The organism is Pseudomonas alkylphenolica (assembly GCF_000746525.1).
Taxonomy (GTDB): domain Bacteria; phylum Pseudomonadota; class Gammaproteobacteria; order Pseudomonadales; family Pseudomonadaceae; genus Aquipseudomonas; species Aquipseudomonas alkylphenolica.
In genome coordinates, this window is the sequence record NZ_CP009048.1 from 2,943,346 (window position 1) to 2,963,527 (window position 20,182).

At 61.2% G+C, this 20,182-nt stretch carries 20 protein-coding genes; 4 read left to right on the top strand and 16 right to left on the bottom strand.

What is annotated here, in order from left to right:
* The first annotated feature begins 4 nt into the window (after positions 1–4).
* The gene (locus tag PSAKL28_RS26495) at positions 5–853 is read left to right on the top strand and encodes an MrpH family fimbial adhesin (RefSeq protein ID WP_157687027.1); all 849 of its coding nucleotides are present in this window, start codon (positions 5–7) and stop codon (positions 851–853) included.
* A gap of 107 nt (positions 854–960) precedes the next feature.
* Here the strand turns inward: PSAKL28_RS26495 and PSAKL28_RS13355 are convergent, their stop codons facing one another.
* The 7 genes from PSAKL28_RS13355 to PSAKL28_RS13385 form a co-directional block, all read right to left on the bottom strand.
* Positions 961–2,367, bottom strand: a complete 1,407-nt coding sequence (locus tag PSAKL28_RS13355) for a purine-cytosine permease family protein (RefSeq protein WP_038611093.1) — start codon at positions 2,365–2,367, stop codon at positions 961–963.
* Between the two features lie 131 nt (positions 2,368–2,498).
* Positions 2,499–3,314, bottom strand: coding sequence for an AraC family transcriptional regulator (locus PSAKL28_RS13360; RefSeq protein ID WP_038611096.1), 816 nt, complete (start codon positions 3,312–3,314; stop codon positions 2,499–2,501).
* On the bottom strand, positions 3,315–4,232 hold the full coding sequence (locus PSAKL28_RS13365; RefSeq protein WP_038611099.1) for a pyridoxal-phosphate dependent enzyme: 918 nt from the start codon (positions 4,230–4,232) through the stop codon (positions 3,315–3,317).
* 193 nt (positions 4,233–4,425) lie between these two features.
* Positions 4,426–4,893, bottom strand: a complete 468-nt coding sequence (locus tag PSAKL28_RS13370; RefSeq protein WP_038611102.1) for a sterol desaturase family protein — start codon at positions 4,891–4,893, stop codon at positions 4,426–4,428.
* A gap of 80 nt (positions 4,894–4,973) precedes the next feature.
* Positions 4,974–5,915, bottom strand: a complete 942-nt coding sequence (locus tag PSAKL28_RS13375) for an HlyD family secretion protein (protein WP_038611105.1) — start codon at positions 5,913–5,915, stop codon at positions 4,974–4,976.
* 4 nt (positions 5,916–5,919) lie between these two features.
* Positions 5,920–6,120, bottom strand: a complete 201-nt coding sequence (locus PSAKL28_RS13380; protein ID WP_038611108.1) for a DUF1656 domain-containing protein — start codon at positions 6,118–6,120, stop codon at positions 5,920–5,922.
* Positions 6,110–8,257: an FUSC family protein gene (locus PSAKL28_RS13385; protein ID WP_038611110.1), complete on the bottom strand. Its 2,148-nt coding sequence runs from the start codon at positions 8,255–8,257 to the stop codon at positions 6,110–6,112. The genes PSAKL28_RS13380 and PSAKL28_RS13385 overlap by 11 nt, the downstream gene beginning before the upstream one ends.
* 468 nt (positions 8,258–8,725) lie before the next feature.
* Between PSAKL28_RS13385 and PSAKL28_RS13390 the strand changes: the two genes are divergently transcribed.
* Together PSAKL28_RS13390 and PSAKL28_RS13395 are read left to right on the top strand one after the other, a co-directional pair.
* Complete coding sequence (locus PSAKL28_RS13390; protein WP_038611113.1) at positions 8,726–9,433, top strand: MgtC/SapB family protein; 708 nt, start codon at positions 8,726–8,728, stop codon at positions 9,431–9,433.
* A 116-nt stretch (positions 9,434–9,549) separates the two neighbouring features.
* Positions 9,550–10,461: a LysR family transcriptional regulator gene (locus PSAKL28_RS13395; protein ID WP_038616624.1), complete on the top strand. Its 912-nt coding sequence runs from the start codon at positions 9,550–9,552 to the stop codon at positions 10,459–10,461.
* A 79-nt stretch (positions 10,462–10,540) separates the two neighbouring features.
* Here the strand turns inward: PSAKL28_RS13395 and argE are convergent, their stop codons facing one another.
* From argE to PSAKL28_RS27675, 5 genes are all read right to left on the bottom strand, one after another.
* Positions 10,541–11,701 carry an acetylornithine deacetylase gene (gene argE / locus PSAKL28_RS13400; RefSeq protein WP_038611116.1) on the bottom strand — a complete coding sequence of 387 codons (1,161 nt, stop codon included), beginning with the start codon at positions 11,699–11,701 and terminating at the stop codon, positions 10,541–10,543.
* Entirely contained in the window at positions 11,694–12,368 is a 675-nt protein-coding gene (locus PSAKL28_RS13405) for a DUF1028 domain-containing protein (protein WP_038611119.1), read from the bottom strand. Before PSAKL28_RS13405 ends, argE begins: the two co-directional genes overlap by 8 nt.
* A gap of 10 nt (positions 12,369–12,378) precedes the next feature.
* Positions 12,379–12,789 carry a RidA family protein gene (locus tag PSAKL28_RS13410; RefSeq protein ID WP_003201555.1) on the bottom strand — a complete coding sequence of 137 codons (411 nt, stop codon included), beginning with the start codon at positions 12,787–12,789 and terminating at the stop codon, positions 12,379–12,381.
* Positions 12,789–14,108 carry a flavin-containing monooxygenase gene (locus PSAKL28_RS13415; RefSeq protein WP_038611125.1) on the bottom strand — a complete coding sequence of 440 codons (1,320 nt, stop codon included), beginning with the start codon at positions 14,106–14,108 and terminating at the stop codon, positions 12,789–12,791. The genes PSAKL28_RS13410 and PSAKL28_RS13415 overlap by 1 nt, the downstream gene beginning before the upstream one ends.
* 210 nt (positions 14,109–14,318) lie before the next feature.
* Positions 14,319–14,855 (bottom strand): hypothetical protein, encoded by a 537-nt coding sequence (locus PSAKL28_RS27675; RefSeq protein WP_157687028.1) that lies wholly within the window; start codon positions 14,853–14,855, stop codon positions 14,319–14,321.
* 187 nt (positions 14,856–15,042) lie between these two features.
* Here PSAKL28_RS27675 and PSAKL28_RS13420 point away from each other — a divergent pair, with 187 nt between their 5' ends.
* Positions 15,043–15,564, top strand: coding sequence for a GNAT family N-acetyltransferase (locus PSAKL28_RS13420; protein WP_038611128.1), 522 nt, complete (start codon positions 15,043–15,045; stop codon positions 15,562–15,564).
* Here PSAKL28_RS13420 and PSAKL28_RS13425 read toward each other — a convergent pair.
* The 4 genes from PSAKL28_RS13425 to PSAKL28_RS13440 form a co-directional block, all read right to left on the bottom strand.
* Positions 15,549–16,412: a DNA-binding protein gene (locus PSAKL28_RS13425; RefSeq protein ID WP_038611131.1), complete on the bottom strand. Its 864-nt coding sequence runs from the start codon at positions 16,410–16,412 to the stop codon at positions 15,549–15,551. The genes PSAKL28_RS13420 and PSAKL28_RS13425 overlap by 16 nt on opposite strands.
* Positions 16,413–16,575: 163 nt before the next feature.
* Positions 16,576–17,427, bottom strand: coding sequence for a helix-turn-helix transcriptional regulator (locus PSAKL28_RS13430; RefSeq protein WP_038611133.1), 852 nt, complete (start codon positions 17,425–17,427; stop codon positions 16,576–16,578).
* A gap of 101 nt (positions 17,428–17,528) precedes the next feature.
* Positions 17,529–18,569, bottom strand: coding sequence for a gamma-aminobutyric acid-binding protein (locus tag PSAKL28_RS13435; RefSeq protein WP_038611136.1), 1,041 nt, complete (start codon positions 18,567–18,569; stop codon positions 17,529–17,531).
* Between the two features lie 65 nt (positions 18,570–18,634).
* Positions 18,635–20,125, bottom strand: a complete 1,491-nt coding sequence (locus PSAKL28_RS13440) for an aldehyde dehydrogenase (RefSeq protein WP_038616625.1) — start codon at positions 20,123–20,125, stop codon at positions 18,635–18,637.
* Positions 20,126–20,182: the final 57 nt, after the last annotated feature.

Here is a 20,182-nt window from a genome sequence, read left to right on the forward strand (position 1 = left end):
CACCATGAAAAAGCCTTACCCAACGGTGCTGCGCAGCGCCCTGGCAGCGGTCCTGTTCGGCGCTACCGCACTCCAGGCACACGCTATCATCATTACAACAACGGAAAGTCAGTATGAACCGGGGGGCGTACGCTATCACTTCACAGTAAGCGGCTGGAGTTCGGGCGCGGCAGGAATGCCGAGCCCGTGCGTATCCGACGACTATCGTAAAACCATTTGTAACATTTCGATAAGCGCGTACAAAGGTGCCGGGAGCTCCGCCGCAGTAGGATCCTACGACACAACTTGGCATGTGCCGGTTCGCCGAGGCAGCGAGTCGATGACCAACCTGCTATGGGATATGGAGCGTGAAGGTTTTCGAATACCCCACAGCGGATCGATTCTGGTCCCGAATAATTCCGTCAAAGATGCAGTCTGCATCGCGTTCGGCCGTTCGACGACCGGCCCCAACCTTGGTGGCGCAGTTGATCCGTTCGGCCCCTGCACCCGAGTCGTTGCACCGAGGCTGATGTGCGAGATCAAGGGCGATAACAACATCAACCATAAAAACCTGCCCGACAATGCGCTGGACCGGGCGCAAGCCTCGACCCAGCTCAGTCTGCAATGCCGGGGCCCGGCCAGCGTGACCGTCTCGGCCTCCAGAACAAACACTTTTGGCGTACGCCTCAGGGACGACGGCAGCCTGTACTCGAAGATCACTGTCAACGGCAAGGACGCCACAGCGGGCGTCAATGTGGCGGTTGCAGACGGCCGGAACACCCCGCTGGATATCACCTCGACCTTGAGTACCCGCGGAACAGTGACCCCGGGGCCGTTTTCCGGCTCCACGGTGATCACTGTTTCTCCGCCTTGAGCTGTGATGTGTGTATCTGTATGTCTGTGGGAGCGGGCTTGCCCCGCGATGCGATGTGACTTGGAAATCGCAATCGCGGGGCAAGCCCGCTCCCACCGTAGGGTGTGTTAACGCATGGCCAACTGCATCGACATCTGCCGGCGGCGATACGCCGAATCCCGGCTTGCCAGCCAGTAATACAGCGGCGAGGTCACCAGCAAACCAACCAGCCAGGACAAGTCGGCACCATCGATATACGCCGAGACCGAACCGACATACAACGGTGTGTTCATGAACGGAATCTGCACCACGATACCGATGGCATAAGCCAGCAATGCCTGCGGGTTGTAGCGCCCATAGATACCGCCATCGACCCGGAAGATCGAACCGATGTCGTACTTGCCCTTGTGAATCGCATAGAAGTCGATCAGGTTGATCGCCGTCCACGGCACCAGCACCACCAACAGGGCCAGGACCATATCGACAAAGTGCCCGATAAAGTCCGCCGAGGCGCCAACCGCCGCCACGCAGCAACCGCTGAGCACCACCAGCGACAGCACCGCCCGGCTTTTGGCCGTAGGGATCCAGCGGTGGGCGAAGGTCTGCACCAGGGTGATCAGTGACAGCACCGCGCCATACAGGTTGAGGGCGTTATGGCTGATCACGCTGAGCAGGAACAGCACCAGCATCAACGGGCCGATGCTGCCGGTGGCCAGTTTCACTGCATCCATGGTGTCCATGCCCGCCGGAGTGGCCAGCACCGCCACCGCACCGAACACGAACGACAGGCTCGAACCCAGCGCCGAACCCAGGTAGGTGGCCCAGAAGGTCGACGCCACACCAACGTCCTGCGGCAGGTAGCGCGAGTAGTCCGAGACATACGGGGCAAAGGCGATCTGCCAGAGCGCCGCCAGCGATACCGTCGCCAGCCAACCAGAGATGTTGAAGCTGCCACGGGTGAGGAAGTCAGCGGTCTGGATGTGGGTCAGGATGTAGCCGAAGCCCAGCACGATGCCCACGCCGAGCACCCAGGTGCCAATACGGTTGAGCACATGGATGAAGCGGTAGCCAATGATGCCGATGATCCCCGAGCCCAGGGCGCCGATGACGATACCTACCGGCACCGGCACGCTGTCGACCACGCCATGCAGCGACTTGCCGGCCAGGACGATGTTGGAAGCGAAGAAGCCGATGTACATCACCCCGGCAATCACCACCACCAGCAGCGCACCCAAGGAGCCGAACTGGGCCCGGCTCTGGATCATCTGCGGAATGCCCATCTGCGGGCCTTGCGCCGAATGCAGGGCCATCAGCACGCCGCCGACCAGATGGCCAACGAGGATGGCGATGATGCCCCAGACCAGGTTCAGCCCGAACAGCTGCACGCCCAGGGCGCCGGTGACAATCGGCAGCGGCGCGATGTTGCCGCCGAACCAGAGGGTAAACAGGTCTCTCACCTTTCCATGGCGATCTTGTGGGGGCACGTATCCGATCGTGTGTTTTTCGATAAGCGGAGCGGATGTTGCGGTGGTCATGACGAACTCCAAGGCAAGGATGAGTACGTGGGCGTACTTCGATCGCGCCGGCACGAAAGGCGCTTTCTTGTAGGAGTGATCATGAGCAATGCGCGAAGCCAGGAAAATTACTAAATATGTTCCCTCAGACCTTAAAAAATATTGCCGGGCGCTTTTTTCGCCTGCAGAGCACGCGGCGGCGCGCCATAAGTGCGGCGGAACAAACGGCTGAAATGCGCTTGGTCGTAGAAGCCCAGGTCCAGGGCAATCGCGCTCAGTGACTGGCCCGCCAGCACCCGTGGCAAGGCCCGTTCCAGGCGTAGCTGGGTCAGCCATTGTTGGGGTGGCAGCCCGCAATGATTGCGAAAGCGGCGCAGTAGTTGCCAGGGGCTCAAATCAACGAACATGGCCATTTCTTCAAGACCTGGCGGCTGATCCAGGCGTGATTCCAGCCAGTCGCGCAGCTGTCGCCATCGCTGCGGATCGAAGCCGTTGCCAGGCTCACTGACCTTGAGCGTGGAGCCCAGCCCGAGCAACAACGCCAGGGCTTCCCACAGCTGACTCTGAAATGCCAGCGAGTCCTGCTGCCGGTGCAAACCATTGAGCAGCTGTTGCAGCTGCGGATGACGTAACTGCGCGGCGTTGAGGGTCGGCAAGCCCTGGCGGCCGTCGCTGAAGTCACGGCTGACCTCGGCCAGCCAAACCGGGTCAAGGGTCAGGATGCGAATGCCATAGCCCTGGTCGTTGGCACTGGCGCCGTCGTGAACATGCTCCGGCGCCATCAGCAGGATGTCCCCTGCCCCGGCCAGCTGATGCTCGCCGCCCGCGGCATAGCGCTGCTGGCCGGCGACCATCAGGCCGATGTGATACTCCAGGTGAAAGTGCCGCGGAAAGGCAAATTGCTGGTAGCGCGCATCGATCAGGCGTACGCCTGGATGCCCGGGGGCTTGATGGATGACGCTATCCAACTAGCAGGCCGCCCGCCACTGGCGGATCTGATCGATGGTCGCGGTGACGCCGCCACAGACGATCACCAGCACCTTCTGATACTGCTTGAGCGCTTCTGTTGGCGCATAAGCCAAGGCCAACGCCGCACCGCAGGCCGGCTCGACCAGAATGCGCTGGTCAGCAAGGAACCGCTCGCAAGCATCGAGTGCCTCGCGGTCGCTGATCACGTGGCTATGCACCGGACGCTCCTGCGTCCACTGGAACGCACGCTGGCACACCTGCTTGGCTGCCAGGGACGTGGCCACGGTGTTGACGCTGTCCAGCGCGACCAGCTGCTTCTGCGCCATGGTGGCAGCCAGCGAGGCGGCACCTGCGGTTTCTACCGCGAACACCGGCACCTGCCCCCAGCCATTGCGGGCCAGGCCTTCACAAACGCCGGAGAACAACCCGCCCCCGCCAACCGAGAGCACCACGGCATCCGGCTTGAAGCCGCTGGCGGCGACTTCATCGATCATGCTGGCATGGCCCTGCCAGAGCAGCGGGTCATCGAAGGGATGGATGTAGGCATCGTCGTCACCCAGCAACGACAGCGCCAGGGCGTTGGCCTCATGCCAGGCTTTGCCGTGGACAATGACTTCGGCCTGCTCCTGGCGGATCAGCTGTTTGGCCCGCTCGGTGGTGGTTTCCGGCACCACCACAGTAACTGCCAGGCCCAGACAGCGACCGGCGTAGGCGACGGCGATCCCGGCATTACCGCCTGACGACGACACGAAACGGCGCTTGCCCTGTTTGGCATAGGCCTCACAGGCAGCGCCAATACCGCGCAACTTGAACGAGCCCGAAGGCTGCAAGGCTTCCAGTTTCAGCCAGACGTCCAGGCCACTGGCCAGGCTCAGCGGGCGGGATGCCAGCAGCGGGGTTTCGATATGCAGGCTCATGCGCTAACTCCATGTAGGGAACAACGCCAGCGTACGCTGATCACGCCGGGCGATCTTGTACAAAATTGCGCATTCCCCCGAACCTCAAGCTTTGATGGCCGGTGGGAGCGGGCTTGCCCCGCGATTGCGGTTTGTCAGTCACACTGCATCGCGGGGCAAGCCCGCTCCCACCGGAGGGTATTCCAGATAGTTGTCAGCTTTGGCGGCGTCGTTCGCGCAACTGCCGCTTCAACCTGTGCATCGGCGGCGCATACAGAAAGCCGAACGACACACTGTTATCCCGCCCCTTCAACGCATGGTGCAGCAAGTGCGCCTTGTACAAACGCTTGAGGTATCGGTTACGCGGTCGCGGTTTGAACGGCCAGTGCCGGTGCACGATGCCGTCATGCACGATCACGTAGATCACCCCGAACGCCGCCACCCCTGCCCCGACCCACTGCAACGGCGCATGCCCGGCGCGGCCGATGGCCACCAGGGCGAAGGCAATCAGCGCCAGGGCCAGCAGGTAGACGTCGTTGGTTTCCAGCGCCCCCAGGTGCGGCTCATGGTGCGAGCGATGCAGGAACCAGCCCCAGCCATGCATGATGTAGCGATGCGCCAGGTAGCCGATGCCCTCCATGGCCGTCAGGGTGCAGAGAAAAACAGCGAGGTTGAGGATCATGGCGACATCTATCGACTGGTGGGCACAAACGGCCAAGAGCCTACCATTTTGACCCGCCCGGCAGGAGGCATTTCGTCACGCTATTGGCGCACGGTCACCGTCGCTGTGGTGCCGGCACGCAGGTTGTCCTTGCCGGCATAGCCGGGATCAATTTCGATCCGTACCGGTATGCGCTGGGCCAGTTTGACCCAGGTGTAGCTGGGGTTGACGTTGGCCAGCAGGCGGCTGCCCGGGGCATTTTCGCGGTCGGTGATCGCGTAGGCGATGCTTTGCACCTTGCCTTCGAAGTGTTCACCGCTCATCAGTGCGATCTGCACCGAATTGCCTATCTGGATGCGCGGCAGCTTGGTTTCCTCGAAATAGCCACTGACATAGAACGAACTGCTGTCCACCAGGGCCAGCAACGGACCACCGGCGCTGGCGTAGTCGCCCTGACGAGTCAACAGGTTGGTGACGTAGCCACTGACCGGTGCGTAGATACGCGTGCGCTGCAGGTCCAGTTCCGCCTGGGTCAATGCCGATGTGGCCAGTTGCACGTTGGCGCTGGCCAGGCTCAGGTTGGCTTGCCCGCGCATCAGCTCGGCCTGGGCAACGGCAACATCGGTGCTGGCCTTTTCCCACTCTTCGCCGGAGATCGCTGCGGTTTGCTTCAAGGTGCGCCGTCGCAGCTCTTCGCTCTGACGCTGCTTGAGCGAGGCCTGACTGGCGATAATCGCCGCCTGGGCCAGACCTTCGCTGGCACGGGCGACTTCGATGGCGCGACGGGCATGTTCGACCGCCAGGGCATAACGGTCCGGGTCGATTTCCAGCAGCAGCTCGCCCTTGTCCACGTGCTGGTTGTCGGCGACCCGCAGGGCGACGATGCGCCCGGCGACATCGGCCGACAGTGTCACTACGTCCGCTCGTACCCGCGCATCGCGAGTCCAGGGGGCACGGGTGTAGTGCTCCCAGGCGAACCAGCCAAGGATCAGCGCCAGTGCCACGATTACCAGGGTCGACGCCTGGGCCACAAGTTTCTTCACCGTTTCAGCTCCCCATGAACAGGATGATCAAGGCACAAATACAGGTGTACAACGCGCCCTCGAACAAGGCCGGGTGCCACACCCGCTGCATCACGCCCAGGCGCTGCAACAACCACAACAGGGCAAACAACAGCGGCATGGCCAGCAACAGCGCCTGGGCAATCGGCGGCAGGTAAACACCGCCGATTTCGAAATCAATGGGCAAGGGCTGGCTCTCCTTCGGCGGCGGGATCAAGGTAGCGGTTGTAGTGACGCAGGAAGCCGGCGATCACCAACAGCGCGACGCGAATGCGAAACAGCGAACGCAACTGCTCAGCCGCTGCCGTGAATTGCTCACTGTGCAGGGCGTCGAGGTCTTCACCCAGCGCTTGCAGGGTATCGAGCAGCACCGTCAGTTGCCCCCGGGTGCGCCCGGTCACATAGCGACCGGTGTCACGCAACACCTGTTCCAGACGCGCGCGACTGCTGTCGGTAAGCAACAGGTTAGCCCGCCCCTGCTCCTGCAACTGGCGCAACGCCACACCCAGGGCCATGCACGCCAGGTTGACTTCGAACAGTCCCTTTGAACGGGCGTCCTGTGTGGCGGGCAACAGGCCGATGATCAGCGTCAGGCGGTCAACCATGCGGCTTTCGAAAGCAAACTGGCGCTCATCGGAGCTCGGCCCCTTGAGCAAGGCATACACCTGTTCACGGGTCTCGCGGAACAACCGCTCGATACGCAACTGCGGGTTGAACGGAAACAGCCAGGCATACACCAGCAACGACAGTACCCCACCACATACATAGGCGCCGGCAAACTCGAACCACTGAATCGCAGTGTTCTGCCAGGCGCCGATGTTCTGCGGCCCGAACATCAGGAAACTGGACAAGCCCAGGCCCATGCCGATCCCCGCAGTCATTGGCGTCGACAGCCCGACCGCAACCACGTACAGCAACGGCAATAACAACAGCGCGAGCATCTCGAAATCGACCACCTGGGGGATCAGCCAGAACTGATACAGCGCCGAGACCAGCAAGGCCATGCCCAAACCGCGCACGTAGTTCTGTGCCGCCATCAACGGACGCGGAAAGGTCGCCATCAGTGAACAGAGAATGCCTACCAGAATGACCCCGGCGCGGGCTCCGTCCCACGCCGTCTCGATCCAGATCAGCCCGGCGACCAGCAAGGCAACAAACGCACGACTGGCGTTCATCGCCGCCAGGCGAAAATCCAGATGCAGCGGGTTGGTCCGGGCCTGTCGGTACAGGCAGTCGCCTGCTCGACCGTCCTGAATCGCGTCACTGAGTTCGAGCATTTCACTCAGTTGCTCAAGCAACCGCGCCTGCTCCCAACGCAATGCCCACGCCAGAGAGCGCAAGGTCGGCGGCAAATCGGGCGCCAGTTGCTCGGCTTGCAGGGCGGCTTGGTCAAAACGCCGTTGCAGGGCGCTGAAGTGTTCCCGCGCACTGGCGGGCATGGCCCTGCCCTGTTGCGCCAGTTGATCGAGAAACATCAGTTCGTCGCTGAGCAACTGGTTGATGAAGTCTGGATACGCGCCCTGCCAACGTTCAGCGATCATCAGCTTCTGATTACGCAGCACGGTCAGCCGCGAGCTGAGCAGCACCAGCTGGTTGCCCAGCAGTTGCACCAGGTCGTTGGCGCTGCGCAGGTGGGGGGCATCGAAATACAGGTGGCGGCGCAGCCCTTCCAGCGCGCTGATCTCACCGAGAATCTGCATCTGTCGCTGGCTGAAGGCTGCGGCGCTTTCTTCGCCGCGAATGGCTGCAGCAGCATGCGCGGCCATCAGCTTGATCAGGTTGTCGACTTTACCGAAGTAGCCCGTGGCCACCGCCTGCGGCCGGGCACTGAGCAGGCTGACGGCGCACACGCAGGCCACTGCCAGCAGGGTTTCGGTGACCCGGGTAATGGCCAGCATCAGGGTATTGTCCTGCTCGGGGATTGCCAGCATGGCTACCACCACGGCGGTAAAGCCGCTGAGCACGAAGGCATGCGAGCTGGTATAGCGCAGCAAGGTGCCGCCCGCGGTGCACAAGGCCAGCCACAGCGCCAGGGTGACAATGAACGGCAACGGCGCCTGGGGAAACAGCGCCATGATCAGCACCGCCACCGCGGCCCCGACGGCGGTACCCACCACCTGGGCAAAGCTGCGTTGCAAGGTCATGCCGCCCAAGGGCTGGCTGACGATAAACACCGCCATGATCGACCATTTCGGTTGGTCGAGGTCGAAGATGAAGGCCAGGTACAGGGTCAGCAGGCAGGCAACGATGGTCCGCAGGGCAAAACGGAAGGTGTCCGGCCCCGGATGCAGGACCATCTTGAAATAATTGATCAGTGGCTGCATACCGCTCCCTCGCCGCGCCGTGATGCTTACCTTAGCCACAGCGGCGGGCCGGCGGAAGCGGCGTTCACACACTACAGCGTTGCAAATCCGGAACAGTGGCGATCCAGTGGGTTGGGGAAGCAATTGTCATGAAAACAACCTTGACCCTGCTGCTTTTGAACGTTAGTTTCTCGCCCGCATTTTTGCATGCCTATACAGGAGTCCTGCATTGGACAGTAGCTCTAGTCGATTGCGACAGGTTCATACGGCGCGCTAGTTCAGCAGACTCTTTCTGCCACTGCCCCGCCGTACATGGTGGTCAGTGGTGTCTCGCATCCCCAGTGGATGCGACGCTTCATTCTCCCTTCCTGCAAGCCCGACACGATTGTTCGTGGCCCTGGCCTGTGACCCTGCGCAATCCATTTATTCATACCGGCATCGACCGTATTCGATGCGTTGCGGCCTTGCGCCGTGGATTCGAGGTTTGTCATGGATTGGAAAGTATTTCTCCTGCGCGTCACCGTCGCGCTCGTACTCGGTGCCCTGATCGGCGCTGAACGTCAACTGCGCCAACGCCTGACCGGCCTGCGCACCAATGCCCTGGTCAGTACTGGCGCCTGCCTGTTTGTGCTGATGACCCAGGCCGTGCCGGACATGGCCGCCACCGATGCTTCGCGTATTGCCGCCTATGTGGTGTCGGGCATCGGTTTTCTCGGCGGTGGCGTGATCATGCGCGATGGCCTGAATGTGCGCGGTCTGAACACGGCCGCGACGCTGTGGTGCACCGCTGCGGTCGGGGTGCTGTGCAGCATGGGGCTGTTGCTGGAGGCGGCCGTCGGCAGCTGTGTGGTGCTCTGTGCCAACATCCTGTTGCGCGACATTGCCCAGCGCCTGAACCATCAAGAGGTGCTGCCGGCCAATGAAGCCGAGCAGCGTTTTGAGGTGCGCATCACCTGCCGCGCCGAAGACGAAATCCAGGTGCGCAGCCTGATGCTGCACAGCTTCGGCAGTGGCGGTCTGCGCCTGCAGTCACTGCACAGCGAAGACCTGGCCAACCCGGCGAAACTGGAAGTGCGCGCCGAACTGCTCGGCAGCCCCGACGCGCCGACCCAGCTGGAACGCCTGGTCAGCCGGGTGAGCCTGGAAAAAGGTGTCAGTTCCGTGCGCTGGCAGGTACACGAGATTACGGCCGATTAATCGCAAGCACGCAGCGGCTGCACAGCGAAAATATGCTCAATGGCGAGCAAAATCCGCTGCAGCCGCCGGGCGTCAAAGGGGTAACCTGTAGCAAAATAATCAGCCAGAGGTGCACTGTGGCGTCCTATACCTTGCGTCAGTTGAAGTATTTCGTCACCACCGTGGAATGCGGCAGCGTCGCCGAGGCGTCGCGCAAGCTGTACATTGCGCAACCGTCGATTTCAACCGCAATCAAAGGCCTGGAAGACAGCTTCGGCGTGCAGCTGTTTATCCGCCATCATGCTCAGGGCGTATCGCTTACGCCCGGTGGCGCACGCTTCTACCGCAAAGCCCTGGAACTGCTGCGCATGGCCCGCGAGTTCGAACAGAACGCCCTGGCCGATAACGACGTGGTTTGCGGACAGATCGATATCGGCTGTTTCGAGACTGTCGCCCCACTCTACCTGCCCCGCCTGATCAAGGGCTTTCGCGAGCGCTTTCCGGGGGTCGAGATCCGCCTGCAGGACGGCGAGCAGCAGGAGCTGGTGCAAGGCCTGACGGGTGGGCGTTACGACCTGGCGATCTTCTACGATCATGACCTGGACAGCACCATCGAGACCGAAGCGTTGATGGCGCCGCAACGGCCCTACGCCTTGTTGCCGGCCGGGCATCGCTTTGCCGAGCAGGCGCAGGTGTCGCTGCGTGATCTGGCGCTGGAGCCGATGATCCTGCTGGATGTGCAGCCCAGCCGTACCTATTTCGTGAGCATTTTCGAAGAGCTGGGGCTGAGCCCGAACATTATCTTCAGCTCGCCTTCAATTGAAATGGTGCGCGGCATGGTCGGCCAGGGCTTTGGTTTTGCGCTGCTGGTTACCCGGCCACACACCACCAGCACCTATGATGGGCAGGAGCTGGTCTGCGTCGAGCTGGCTGAAGATGTTACCGGCTCCGGCCTGGTGGCTGGCTGGTTGAAACGTGCGCAGCTGACCAAGCCTGCGCAGTTGTTTGTCGATTACTGCAAGGAGCAGTTTGCGGCCTGGTTGGTATAAGCATCAGCAGCATCGCGGGGCAAGCCCGCTCCCACCGAGGCCCACGGTGGGAGCGGGCTTGCCCCGCGATCATTTGTTATCAATTGCTGCAGAGGTACTCGGCCAGGCGGTCCATCAGGCGGTCGCAGGCCGCCATTTGCTCGACACTGACGAATTCGTCGGGTTTGTGGCCCTGATCCATACTGCCGGGGCCACAGACCACCGCCGGAATCCCGGCCTGGTCGAACAAACCACCTTCGGTGCCAAAGGCTACGGTGCTGAAATCATTGCTGCCGCACAGTTGCGCGACCAACTGCGCGGCGGCGCTTTCAGGCGCGGTGGCCAGGCCCGGATAAGCCGAAATCGGTTCAAAGCGAATCGCCGTGTCGGCCTTGACCGCCTGCATGGCCGGCAACAGCGTCTGCTCGGCGTAGCTTTGCAATTCGTCGACCACCGCTTGCGGCTCGAACGCTGGCAAGGCACGCACCTCAAAATCGAAGCGACAATCCGCCGGCACGATGTTCAGCGCCGTACCGCCCTGGATCACCCCGACCTGCACCGTGGAGAACGCCGGATCAAAACGTTCATCGTGATGCTCTGGTGCGGCCAGGCGCTGGCCGATCTCACCCAGGCGACCGATCAGGCGTGCCGCCTGTTCGATGGCATTCACGCCATACGGCGCATAGGCCGAATGGCACGGTGCGCCATGCACATGGCAACGCATCGCCAGCTTGCCTTTGTGACCCAGCACCGGCTTGAGTTCTGTCGGCTCGCCGATCAGACACAGGGCCGGCTGTGGGATACGTTGCGGCAGTACTTCCAGCAGACTGCGCACACCCAGGCACCCCACCTCTTCGTCATACGAAAACGCCAGGTGCACGGGGCGGCGTAGCGGGCTGGCAAGAAACACCGGCACCGCAGCCAGTACCGAAGCCAGATAGCCTTTCATGTCTGCCGCACCGCGGCCGTAGAGTTTGCCATCGCGCTCGCTGAGGGCGAACGGCTCAACCGTCCAGGGCTGACCGTCCACCGGCACCACATCGGTATGCCCCGACAGCACCACGCCGCCCGCCACTGCCGGCCCGATACTGGCCAGCAGGTTGGCTTTGCTGCGCTCGGCGTTGTAGATCAGCTCGCAACCCACCCCAAGGCCTTGCAGGTAGTCGCGCACGAACTCGATCAACTGCAGGTTCGAGTCGCGGCTGACCGTGGCAAAACCGATCAGCCTGGCCAGCAAGGCGCGGCTGCGCAGCTCACTCATCGCCCGGCACTCCATAGCTCGGGGCCAGGGTCGGGTTCAGGGCGCGGGTCAGGTAGTCCTGCAGCTGTGGCTCATAGGCGCTCCAGAGCTTCTGCAGTTCGCCGATGGGGTTCTCGTCAGCCCAGTCCACGCGCAGATCGACGATCGGCCAGACCAGCTCGCCAACCACCGACAGCGCCGCCGAATGTACCGCCCCCGCCTCCCCGCCAGCGTCCTGCCCGGCTTGCAGTGCGCTCAGCAAGCGCGCCGCCAGACAACCTTCGCTGTTCTCAAAGGCTTCGACCATGCGCTCGATCACCGCGCTGTTGGCCAGCAGATTGCCAGCGGCCACACATTGCTCGCCGGCCAGGGCGTTGTGCGTGCCCAGGGCATGATTACCGCTGAACACCGCAGTTCGCCCTTGTGCATCAACCACCGCTACCTGACGGTATTGGCTGTAGCCGTTGCGGGTCAGTGCGTGGTCCAGCGCCTGGTGCGGCGCCAGCCCTTCACCCAGGGCATCGAGCACTTGCGGCCCGAGGGCCGGCAAGGTGATGTTCTGGCTCGAAACCGCACCGACACCGGAGCGCAGCCAGGGGCAACGGGCACCGACGGCAATGCTCGACGAACTGATGGCAATCCCCAGCTGGCCGGTTTCGGCGCAGCGACCGACGATGGAAAAGGTCATGGCACGCTCCTTATTCGGGGATGACTGCGATCACGTCGATTTCCATCAGCCACTGCGGCTGACCCAGGGCGCTGACGACCAGACCGGTAGAGATCGGGAACACACCCTTGAGCCATTTGCCGACTTCCTGGTACACCGGCTCGCGGTAGCGCGGGTCGATCAGGTAGGTGGTGGTCTTGACGATATGGCTCAGGTCGCTGCCGGCCTCTTCGAGCAGTTGCTTGACGTTGCGCATGGCCTGCTCGGCCTGGGCCCGTGGATCACCAAGACCCACCAACTGGCCGTTGAAGTCGGTACCGACCTGGCCACGCACATACACGGTGTTGCCGGCGCGGACCGCCTGGCACAGGTCGTTGTCCAGGGTCTGGTTTGGGTAGGTGTCTTTGGTGTTGAACATGCGGATACGAGTATGAGTAGGCATCAACGGACTTCCATAAGGCTGGCGGACTGAATGTGGCTTGCAGGGGTTTCGGCCTGGCGTTGCGAGGCATCGCGGTAATCGAAATAGGCGCGTTGCTTGATGATGTGTTCAGCGATATGCCGGGCGTCGTGCCACACACCCCAGATAAAGGCCGAGCCACGACGTGCCAGCCATGGCAGGCCGACGAAGTAGATGCCCGGTTCGCTGGAAACGCCGCGCTGGTGCTGCGGCTTGCCGTCGGCCTTGAAGGCGTCGACCTGCAACCAGTTGTAATCGACCGAATAACCGGTGGCCCAGATGATCGTGGTGATGCCGGCCTTGGCCAGGTCCAGCTCCAGGATCGGGTTACTGATGCAGTCTGGGTCCGGCAGCATGATCCGTGCTTCCGGCTCTGGCGGCAGATCCAGGCCATTGGCGGCAATGTAGGCGTCGGCGGCATCAAGCAAGGCCAGATAGTTTTCGTCGCCGCGGGCAATGTTCTCCGCCAGGTTCGATTCGAAGCTCACCACGCCGTTGTTGATCGCCTTGGTCAGGCCAACCAGGGTCATGCCCTGCTGGGCCAGGCGGCGGAAGTCCACGGTATGACCGCCACGCGCACCGCTGACGGCAATGGTGACGTGCTCTTTGCCGGGTTGTACGCCTTCAGCGTCCCACAGGCCGAGTACACCCAGCCACCAGCAGAAGTCGCGGTTGCGATAGGCGCGTGGCGGACGATCATGGGCGCCGACCGAGAGGTAGACCTGCTTGCCGGCACGCTGCAGCTCATCGGCAATCTGTACACCTGAAGAACCGGCACCCACCACCAGCACAGCCCCTTCGGCCAATTGCTGAGGATTGCGGTATTCGGCGGAGTGCATCTGGTAAACCTTGCCGTCTGCAGGCGCGATCGCCGGAATCACCGGGCGCTGGAACGGGCCAGTGGCAACCACGACATTTTTGGCTTCAATCACGCCGTCGGAGGTTTCCACGGTGAAGCCAGGGCGACCGACATTGCGCTCTACCTTGGTCACCTCGACACCGGTGCGTACCGGGGCGTTGAATTTTTTCGCGTAGGCTTCGAAGTAATCGGCCACCTGGTCTTTGCCGGCGAAAGCATCGGGATCGAGGCCGTCGAACTCCAGGCCGGGGAAGCGGTCGTGCCAGGCCGGGCCATTGGCAACCAGTGAATCCCAACGCCCGGTACGCCAGGCTTCGGCGATACGGTTGCGTTCCAGAACCAGGTGCGGCACGCCGAGTCGGCTCAAGTGTTCGCTCATCGCCACACCGGCTTGACCGGCGCCGACTACGAGCGTGTCTATTGCTGTTTTATTGTTTGTCATCGCTGCGCCCTACTGAGGTTTCCCACGCGGATCGTCGTGGGTGGGTGTAGGTCGCATTCTGTGCAAAGGATGGAAATGACGAAATTATGATTTTTGTGGTTGCTGGCAAGCAAAAAGCTGCAACGCCGGAAATTTCATTGATCCAGGGCGGTTGCCGGGGGTTGGTGCTGACAATGCAGTAGCCCCGCGGCGGCTGAAATGCGCGGAAATTTACTCTCCTGCTCCAAATATCCCTTGGACCGCTTTGTTCAAGGAATCAACTTTATTTAATACCTCCTGAGTTTTTGACTGCCCTTGAGATTGCGAAGAGGATGTACTGTTCGACAATCCTCCGCAGGCGCTAAAACAGTTTTTTGCCATGCTGCCACAGGTTTCAAAGCACGACGTTATTCCTTGGCACGTCATCGCGCACTGTGAATATTGCTGATTGCATGCACTATTGCACTGGGTCGTCGGGTTTTTCTGTGCAGAAGGTTGCGATTGCGGAATTGGCGATTTCGGGTTGGCGCACCGCGCTGGACAGTCGTACGTCGAGTAACAGGCATTACTGCAAGCGGCGATTTTTGAGGCAGATGGAGCGTTTGAACAGACGTTCAGGCAGTCATGCTTACCGCCTTCGCACAGTTTGATGCAGTCCGCCGATTGCGCGGCTGGCGAAAAGAAAACAAAAACAAGCAGCACCAACGCTAAAAAATCAGCTCCCCATTTATCAGGGGTGAGCCGCAGTTTTACCTTGTGAATACCCATGATTAAATCCCTCCTGAACAGGAGCGCTTAACTTTTTCGGGCATGGGTTGTTAACATTGAATTCCGCTGCAATATATACAATCCATCAGTAGAGACTGCCAATATTGTTTGTGAATTGTGGATATAGCAGAGGCGGATAAAGCAGGCCTTGCGGCTTGCCTCACCTTTTGTATCGGACAGTACAACCATGCTCACCACCCTCCGTTGCGCCCGCGACGACGACGCAGACTTGCTGCCGGCTATCGAACGTTCTGCCGCGCAAGCCTTCCTTGCCTGCGAAGGCCTGCAGTGGATCGCCAGCGAAGACGTGCTCGGAACCGCGCAGCATCGCGCATTCATCGCTGCCGGTCATACCTGGGTAGTGGCTGACGAGCAGGATCGTCCACAGGGCTTTCTCTGTGGCCAGGCCTGTGGCGAGGACTGGCACATCGTTGAGCTGTCGGTGGCGCGAGCGCTGCAAGGCCAAGGACAAGGTCGCCGGTTGATCGCCACGGTCAGCGCCTGGGCGCAAGCGCAAGGCTTTACCGGGCTGACCTTGACTACCTTCGCCAGCGTGCCATGGAATGCGCCCTTCTATGCACGCCTGGGCTTTGAGCGGCTTGATGCGCAAAGCTGCAGCGATTTCCTGCAACGTCAACTAGCTGCCGAACAGGCTCACGGGCTGACTGATCGGTGCGCGATGCGCCTGAAACTTCAGGGCGTGCCCTGAAGCTGCTGCGCCTGTTTTTCCGCCTGACGTAGCTGTGCCTCCAGCTTGCCAATCAGCTGCAACTGCTGACGCAATTCGGTGACCCGCTCGGCCAGGCTCAGCGCCAGGTTCTGGTTCTGCTTTTCCAGCTCGCCCCGCGAACCATTGAGTTGCGCCAGGTTCACTTCCAGCCCCTGGATTTGCACCTGGCGCCGCTCGCTTTGGGTTTTGAGCGTGCGCTGGGCATCCTTGAACGTACGGATCTGTACCAGCAAGCCTTCGTTGTCACGGTTCAGGCGCGTCAGTTCGTCCTGCTTGACGATCAAGGTCTGCTGCAACTGCCGCAGTTCGACCTGAAGCTGCTGCACCTGCTCGTCTTTGTCGGCCAGGCGCAGGTTCAATTCGCCAACGGCCTGATTGAGTGTGGCGTTGCGGGTCTGTTCGGTCTGCAAAGTACTGCGCGTGGTGGCCAGCGCGGCGGACTCACCGGCCAAGGCTGCGGCCTGGATTTCATGCTGCTGTTGCAGCGCTGCCAATGCCTGCTGGCTGATCTGTACCTGGGCCAGCAGCGTTTGCCGCTCCGCCTCGAACGTGCTGCGCACTTCCTCGATTCGCGCCTCCCCTTCCTCACGCAACTGCTCGGCCAGTTGCTCGACCAGTGTTGCCAGCGCATCGCTGAGATTCGGCGTGCTCAATGGCTGCGCCGGGTACTGGTTGTCCAGCTCTTTCAGGTAGCGGTGAATGGTGGTTTTCGACCCGGTGTTGCCGAGTTCGATACGTACCGCATCGATACTGGGATGTACACCACGGGCCAGCAGCGCTTGCCGTGCCTTGTGCACGACAGCCTTGTTGATTCCGCCACGGGCCATGGTTGCTCCTACTATTACGTAATGTGGTACATACTATGTTTTTACATGGTATCTCATTACCTAAAAGAATGCTTTTGAAAGTGATTTAAGAGATTAAATAATCACGGCTTATCGCATCTGAGATGCAATTTTCGCGGCGTTCGAGGTATCGCTGAACAGAATGTCAGCGCCTGCGGCGCAGGTAGCTTTCCAGCGGGTCTTTGCTCAACCCTTCCTGGGCTTGGGCCACCGAGTCGATGAACAGCGAAAACAGCTCCGACTGCTTGGCGATATCAAGCTTGGCGTAGAGGTGCTTGCGGTGGGTCTTGACGGTGTCCTCGCTGATACCAAGGCGTTCGGCGAGTGAGCGGATGGAATGACCGCGGAGCATGTATTGAGCGACCAGGCACTCACGCTCGGTCAACAAGGAAGAGCCGAACTTGGTCAGCGCTGCGTTGATCTGCCGGCCAAGCGCGCTTTCAAAGCGGCCGCCGAGCGAATCAGCATCAAGATCGCCCCAATGCCGGCGTACTACCGCCAGCACCCAGGGGGCAATGCGCTTGAGTTCGTCGACCTGTTGCCGGCTCATGCGGCAGGTGCTCGCCAAGGCAACGGCGATCGTCAGTTTCGGCCCGAGCGGCACGATGTAGTTGAGCTCGTCTTCAAGACGCGCATGCTGGTAGAACGACAGATAATATTTGCTGCGCTTGAAGTGGTCCGGTGCGACATCGCTCAGCCGGTAACAGCCTGGCGCGATGCCCTCCATGCTGGCCCGGTAGAACGGGCACAGCAGGTAGAAGCCCTCAAGGTACTTGCGCACATTGCCTTCTGGCATCCATGGCCCCTCCTCGTCCCGCTCGAACAATGCCGAAGGCAGGCCTTCATGAGGAAACAGGAACACGGTGATGGCATGGGCGGGCGCCAGGGAGTTGAGCGCTGCGAACAACGACTCGACAAACCCTGACGTCCCGATGCAGTCGACCACATGAGCGATCTGCTGGAACCACTCTTCGGATTGAAGCCGGTTACTGCCCATCTTGCGTTTCACCTCCTGCATCGGGGATGCCGAGGTTATACAGCATCGGCGCTGAAGCATTGTTCCATTGCCGCGACGGGCTCACCATCACTCTTTATCGCTCAGCGTGCAGCCCAGGCGTTGAAGCGTTGTTCCAGCTCTTCGCCGTGGTCGACCCAGAACGCTGCGTCCACCAGTTGCGCGTCGGCGAGATTGGCAGGAGCGGTAGGTAGCTGATGCTGGACATCGGCAGGCAATTGAGCGAGCGCTTCAGTGCGCACGGGGCCATAAGGAATCTGGCTGGAGAAGGCTTTTTGCGACTCGGCCTGACTGGCGAAGGTGATGAATTTCTCTGCCAGCGCCTTGTTCCCGGACCCGCGCACGATTGCCCAGTGGTCAGGATCATACAGGCTGCCCTGCCAGACAATGCCGAGCTTGGAGCCGTCCTTCTGGGCCGATGCAATGCGACCGTTGTAGGCGGCGGACATCACCACGTCGCCGGCAACCAGCCATTGCGGAGGTTGCGCGCCGGCCTCCCACCACTGAATGTTCTGCTTGATCTCATCGAGCTTGCGGAATGCGCGGTTCACCCCTTCCGGAGTGCCCAACACTTTGTAGAGATCCTCGCGGGAGACGCCGTCAGCGAGCAAGGCCACCTCAAGGGTGTACTTGGCACCTTTGCGCAGACCGCGCTTGCCTGGAAAACGCTGGGTATCCCAGAAATCAGCCCATGACGCAGGCCCAGTGCTGAGCTTCTGGGTGTTGTAGGCAATGACCATGGACCACACATAGCTGGCCACACCGCATTCGCTCACGGTACCGGGCAGGTAGTTGGCCTGATCGCCGAGCAGCGCCGGATCGATCCGTTCGAACAGTCCCTCCTCACAACCGCGAATCAGTTCAGGACTTTCTACCTCCACCACGTCCCAGGACACATGGCCGACGTCGACCATGGCTTTGATCTTTGAAAGTTCGCCATTGTATTCGCCAGCCACCACCTTCCCTGCCCCGCTGCTTTCAAAGGGCTGGAAATAGGCGGCCTGTTGAGCGGCCTTGGTAGCGCCACCAAAAGAGATCACCGTCAGACTGGAGGTACTGGAAAGCGCAGGAAGACTGACAGCGGTAAGCACTGCAAAGCTGAGCGACGCGGTGAAAGTACGCATGGAAACGCCCTCACGACTTATAGTTGTGTGTTTGTTGTTATTGAGGCGCCGGCTGGCGCCAGGCTTTAACGCAGCTGGAACCAGGTGGTTTTCAGTTGTGTGTACTTGTCGAACGAGTGCAACGAAAGATCGCGACCGAACCCGGACTGCTTGCCCCCGCCGAACGGAACGGCAGTATCGAGTGCGTCCATGGTATTGACCGAGACGGTGCCGGCCTTCAGCGCCCTGGCAACGCGATGGGCGCGATTGAGATCGTCACTCCATACCGAAGCGGCCAGGCCATAGATGCTGTCGTTGGCGAGCTGCACTGCCTCCTCTTCGCTATCGAAGGCGCTGATGGCAAGCACGGGGCCGAAGATTTCGTCACGGGCAAGGCGGCTGTCGCTCTTCACGTTGCCGAAGAGGGTCGGCTGGATGAAGTTGGAGGAACCATTGAAGGTCAGCTGCTCGCCACCGCTCAGCAGCTTCGCGCCCTCCTCACTCGCCTGGCCAATCGCACGCATGATGCGCGCGGTCTGCTCGCTATCGACGATCGCCCCTGCGGTGCTGGCCGGGTTAAGAGGATCACCCGGGATCCAGGCTTGCGCCTTGGCGATCACCCGCTCGATGAACTCGTCATGGATAGAGCGCTGCACGTACAGCCGGGAGTTGGCCGAACACACCTCGCCCTGATTGAAGAAGATGCCGAACGCCGCCTTTTCCGCAGCCAGATCGAGATCCTGGCAGTCGGCGAACACCAGGTTCGGGCTTTTGCCACCGCACTCCAGCCAGACCTGCTTGAGGTTCGACTGGGCAGCATACTGCATGAAGTATTTGCCCACCTGGGTCGACCCGGTAAACACCAGGCAATCGACGTCCGGGTGAAGCCCCAGGGCCTTGCCGGCGCTCTCGCCCAGCCCTGGCACAACGTTAAGCACGCCTTCCGGAATACCGGCCTCCAGCGCAAGCTGGCCCAGGCGCAGGGCAGAGAACGGTGACTGCTCAGCGGGCTTCAATACCACGCTGTTTCCTGCGGCCAGCGCCGGGGCGAGTTTCCAGGCCGCCATGTCCAGCGGGAAGTTCCATGGCACGACTGCAGCGACGACCCCCAATGCTTCGCGGGTGATGGTTGCCAATGCATTGGCAGCCGTTGGCGCGACCTGGTCGTAGACCTTGTCCAGCGCCTCGCCGTACCAGGCGAACACCCCGGCCGCCCCCGGAACATCAATGTTGTAGGCATCCATGACTGTCTTGCCCATGTTCAGGGAGTCGAGCAGGGCCAGCTCTTCGCGGTGTTCCAGCAGCAGTTCGGAAAGCCTGAGCAGGATCTTCTTGCGCTGCGCAGGTGCCATGCGCGCCCACGGACCTTCGTTAAATGCGCGGCGCGCGGTGCGCACAGCCAGGTTGACCTCGTCCTCGCCACAGGCCGCAACGCGAGCGAGCAGCTGATTGGTGGCGGGGTTGATCGCATCGAAGGTTGCCCCCGAGGAAGGCTTCACCTGATGACCACCAATAAGGGCGGTATCGATGAATGTTTGGCGCTTGGCCCGCTGCTGCCAGAAGTTAAGGTCGAACACGCTGCACTCCCACATCGACCGTGGACACGGTCTGTTGTTATTCATGTGGGTCGATGG

Excerpts from the sequence above, each read along its gene's own strand:
- PSAKL28_RS13390 (WP_038611113.1), top strand. The coding sequence starts at position 8,726 with ATGGATTGGAAAGTATTTCTCCTGCGCGTCACCGTCGCGCTCGTACTC.
- PSAKL28_RS13370 (WP_038611102.1), bottom strand. The coding sequence starts at position 4,893 with ATGATCCTCAACCTCGCTGTTTTTCTCTGCACCCTGACGGCCATGGAG.
- PSAKL28_RS26495 (WP_157687027.1), top strand. The coding sequence starts at position 5 with ATGAAAAAGCCTTACCCAACGGTGCTGCGCAGCGCCCTGGCAGCGGTC.
- PSAKL28_RS13425 (WP_038611131.1), bottom strand. The coding sequence starts at position 16,412 with ATGGCCCGTGGCGGAATCAACAAGGCTGTCGTGCACAAGGCACGGCAA.
- PSAKL28_RS13385 (WP_038611110.1), bottom strand. The coding sequence starts at position 8,257 with ATGCAGCCACTGATCAATTATTTCAAGATGGTCCTGCATCCGGGGCCG.
- PSAKL28_RS13365 (WP_038611099.1), bottom strand. The coding sequence starts at position 4,232 with ATGAGCCTGCATATCGAAACCCCGCTGCTGGCATCCCGCCCGCTGAGC.
- PSAKL28_RS13415 (WP_038611125.1), bottom strand. The coding sequence starts at position 14,108 with ATGACAAACAATAAAACAGCAATAGACACGCTCGTAGTCGGCGCCGGT.
- PSAKL28_RS13420 (WP_038611128.1), top strand. The coding sequence starts at position 15,043 with ATGCTCACCACCCTCCGTTGCGCCCGCGACGACGACGCAGACTTGCTG.
- PSAKL28_RS27675 (WP_157687028.1), bottom strand. The coding sequence starts at position 14,855 with ATGGGTATTCACAAGGTAAAACTGCGGCTCACCCCTGATAAATGGGGA.
- PSAKL28_RS13405 (WP_038611119.1), bottom strand. The coding sequence starts at position 12,368 with ATGACCTTTTCCATCGTCGGTCGCTGCGCCGAAACCGGCCAGCTGGGG.
- PSAKL28_RS13435 (WP_038611136.1), bottom strand. The coding sequence starts at position 18,569 with ATGCGTACTTTCACCGCGTCGCTCAGCTTTGCAGTGCTTACCGCTGTC.
- PSAKL28_RS13355 (WP_038611093.1), bottom strand. The coding sequence starts at position 2,367 with ATGACCACCGCAACATCCGCTCCGCTTATCGAAAAACACACGATCGGA.
- argE (WP_038611116.1), bottom strand. The coding sequence starts at position 11,701 with ATGAGTGAGCTGCGCAGCCGCGCCTTGCTGGCCAGGCTGATCGGTTTT.
- PSAKL28_RS13430 (WP_038611133.1), bottom strand. The coding sequence starts at position 17,427 with ATGGGCAGTAACCGGCTTCAATCCGAAGAGTGGTTCCAGCAGATCGCT.
- PSAKL28_RS13410 (WP_003201555.1), bottom strand. The coding sequence starts at position 12,789 with ATGCCTACTCATACTCGTATCCGCATGTTCAACACCAAAGACACCTAC.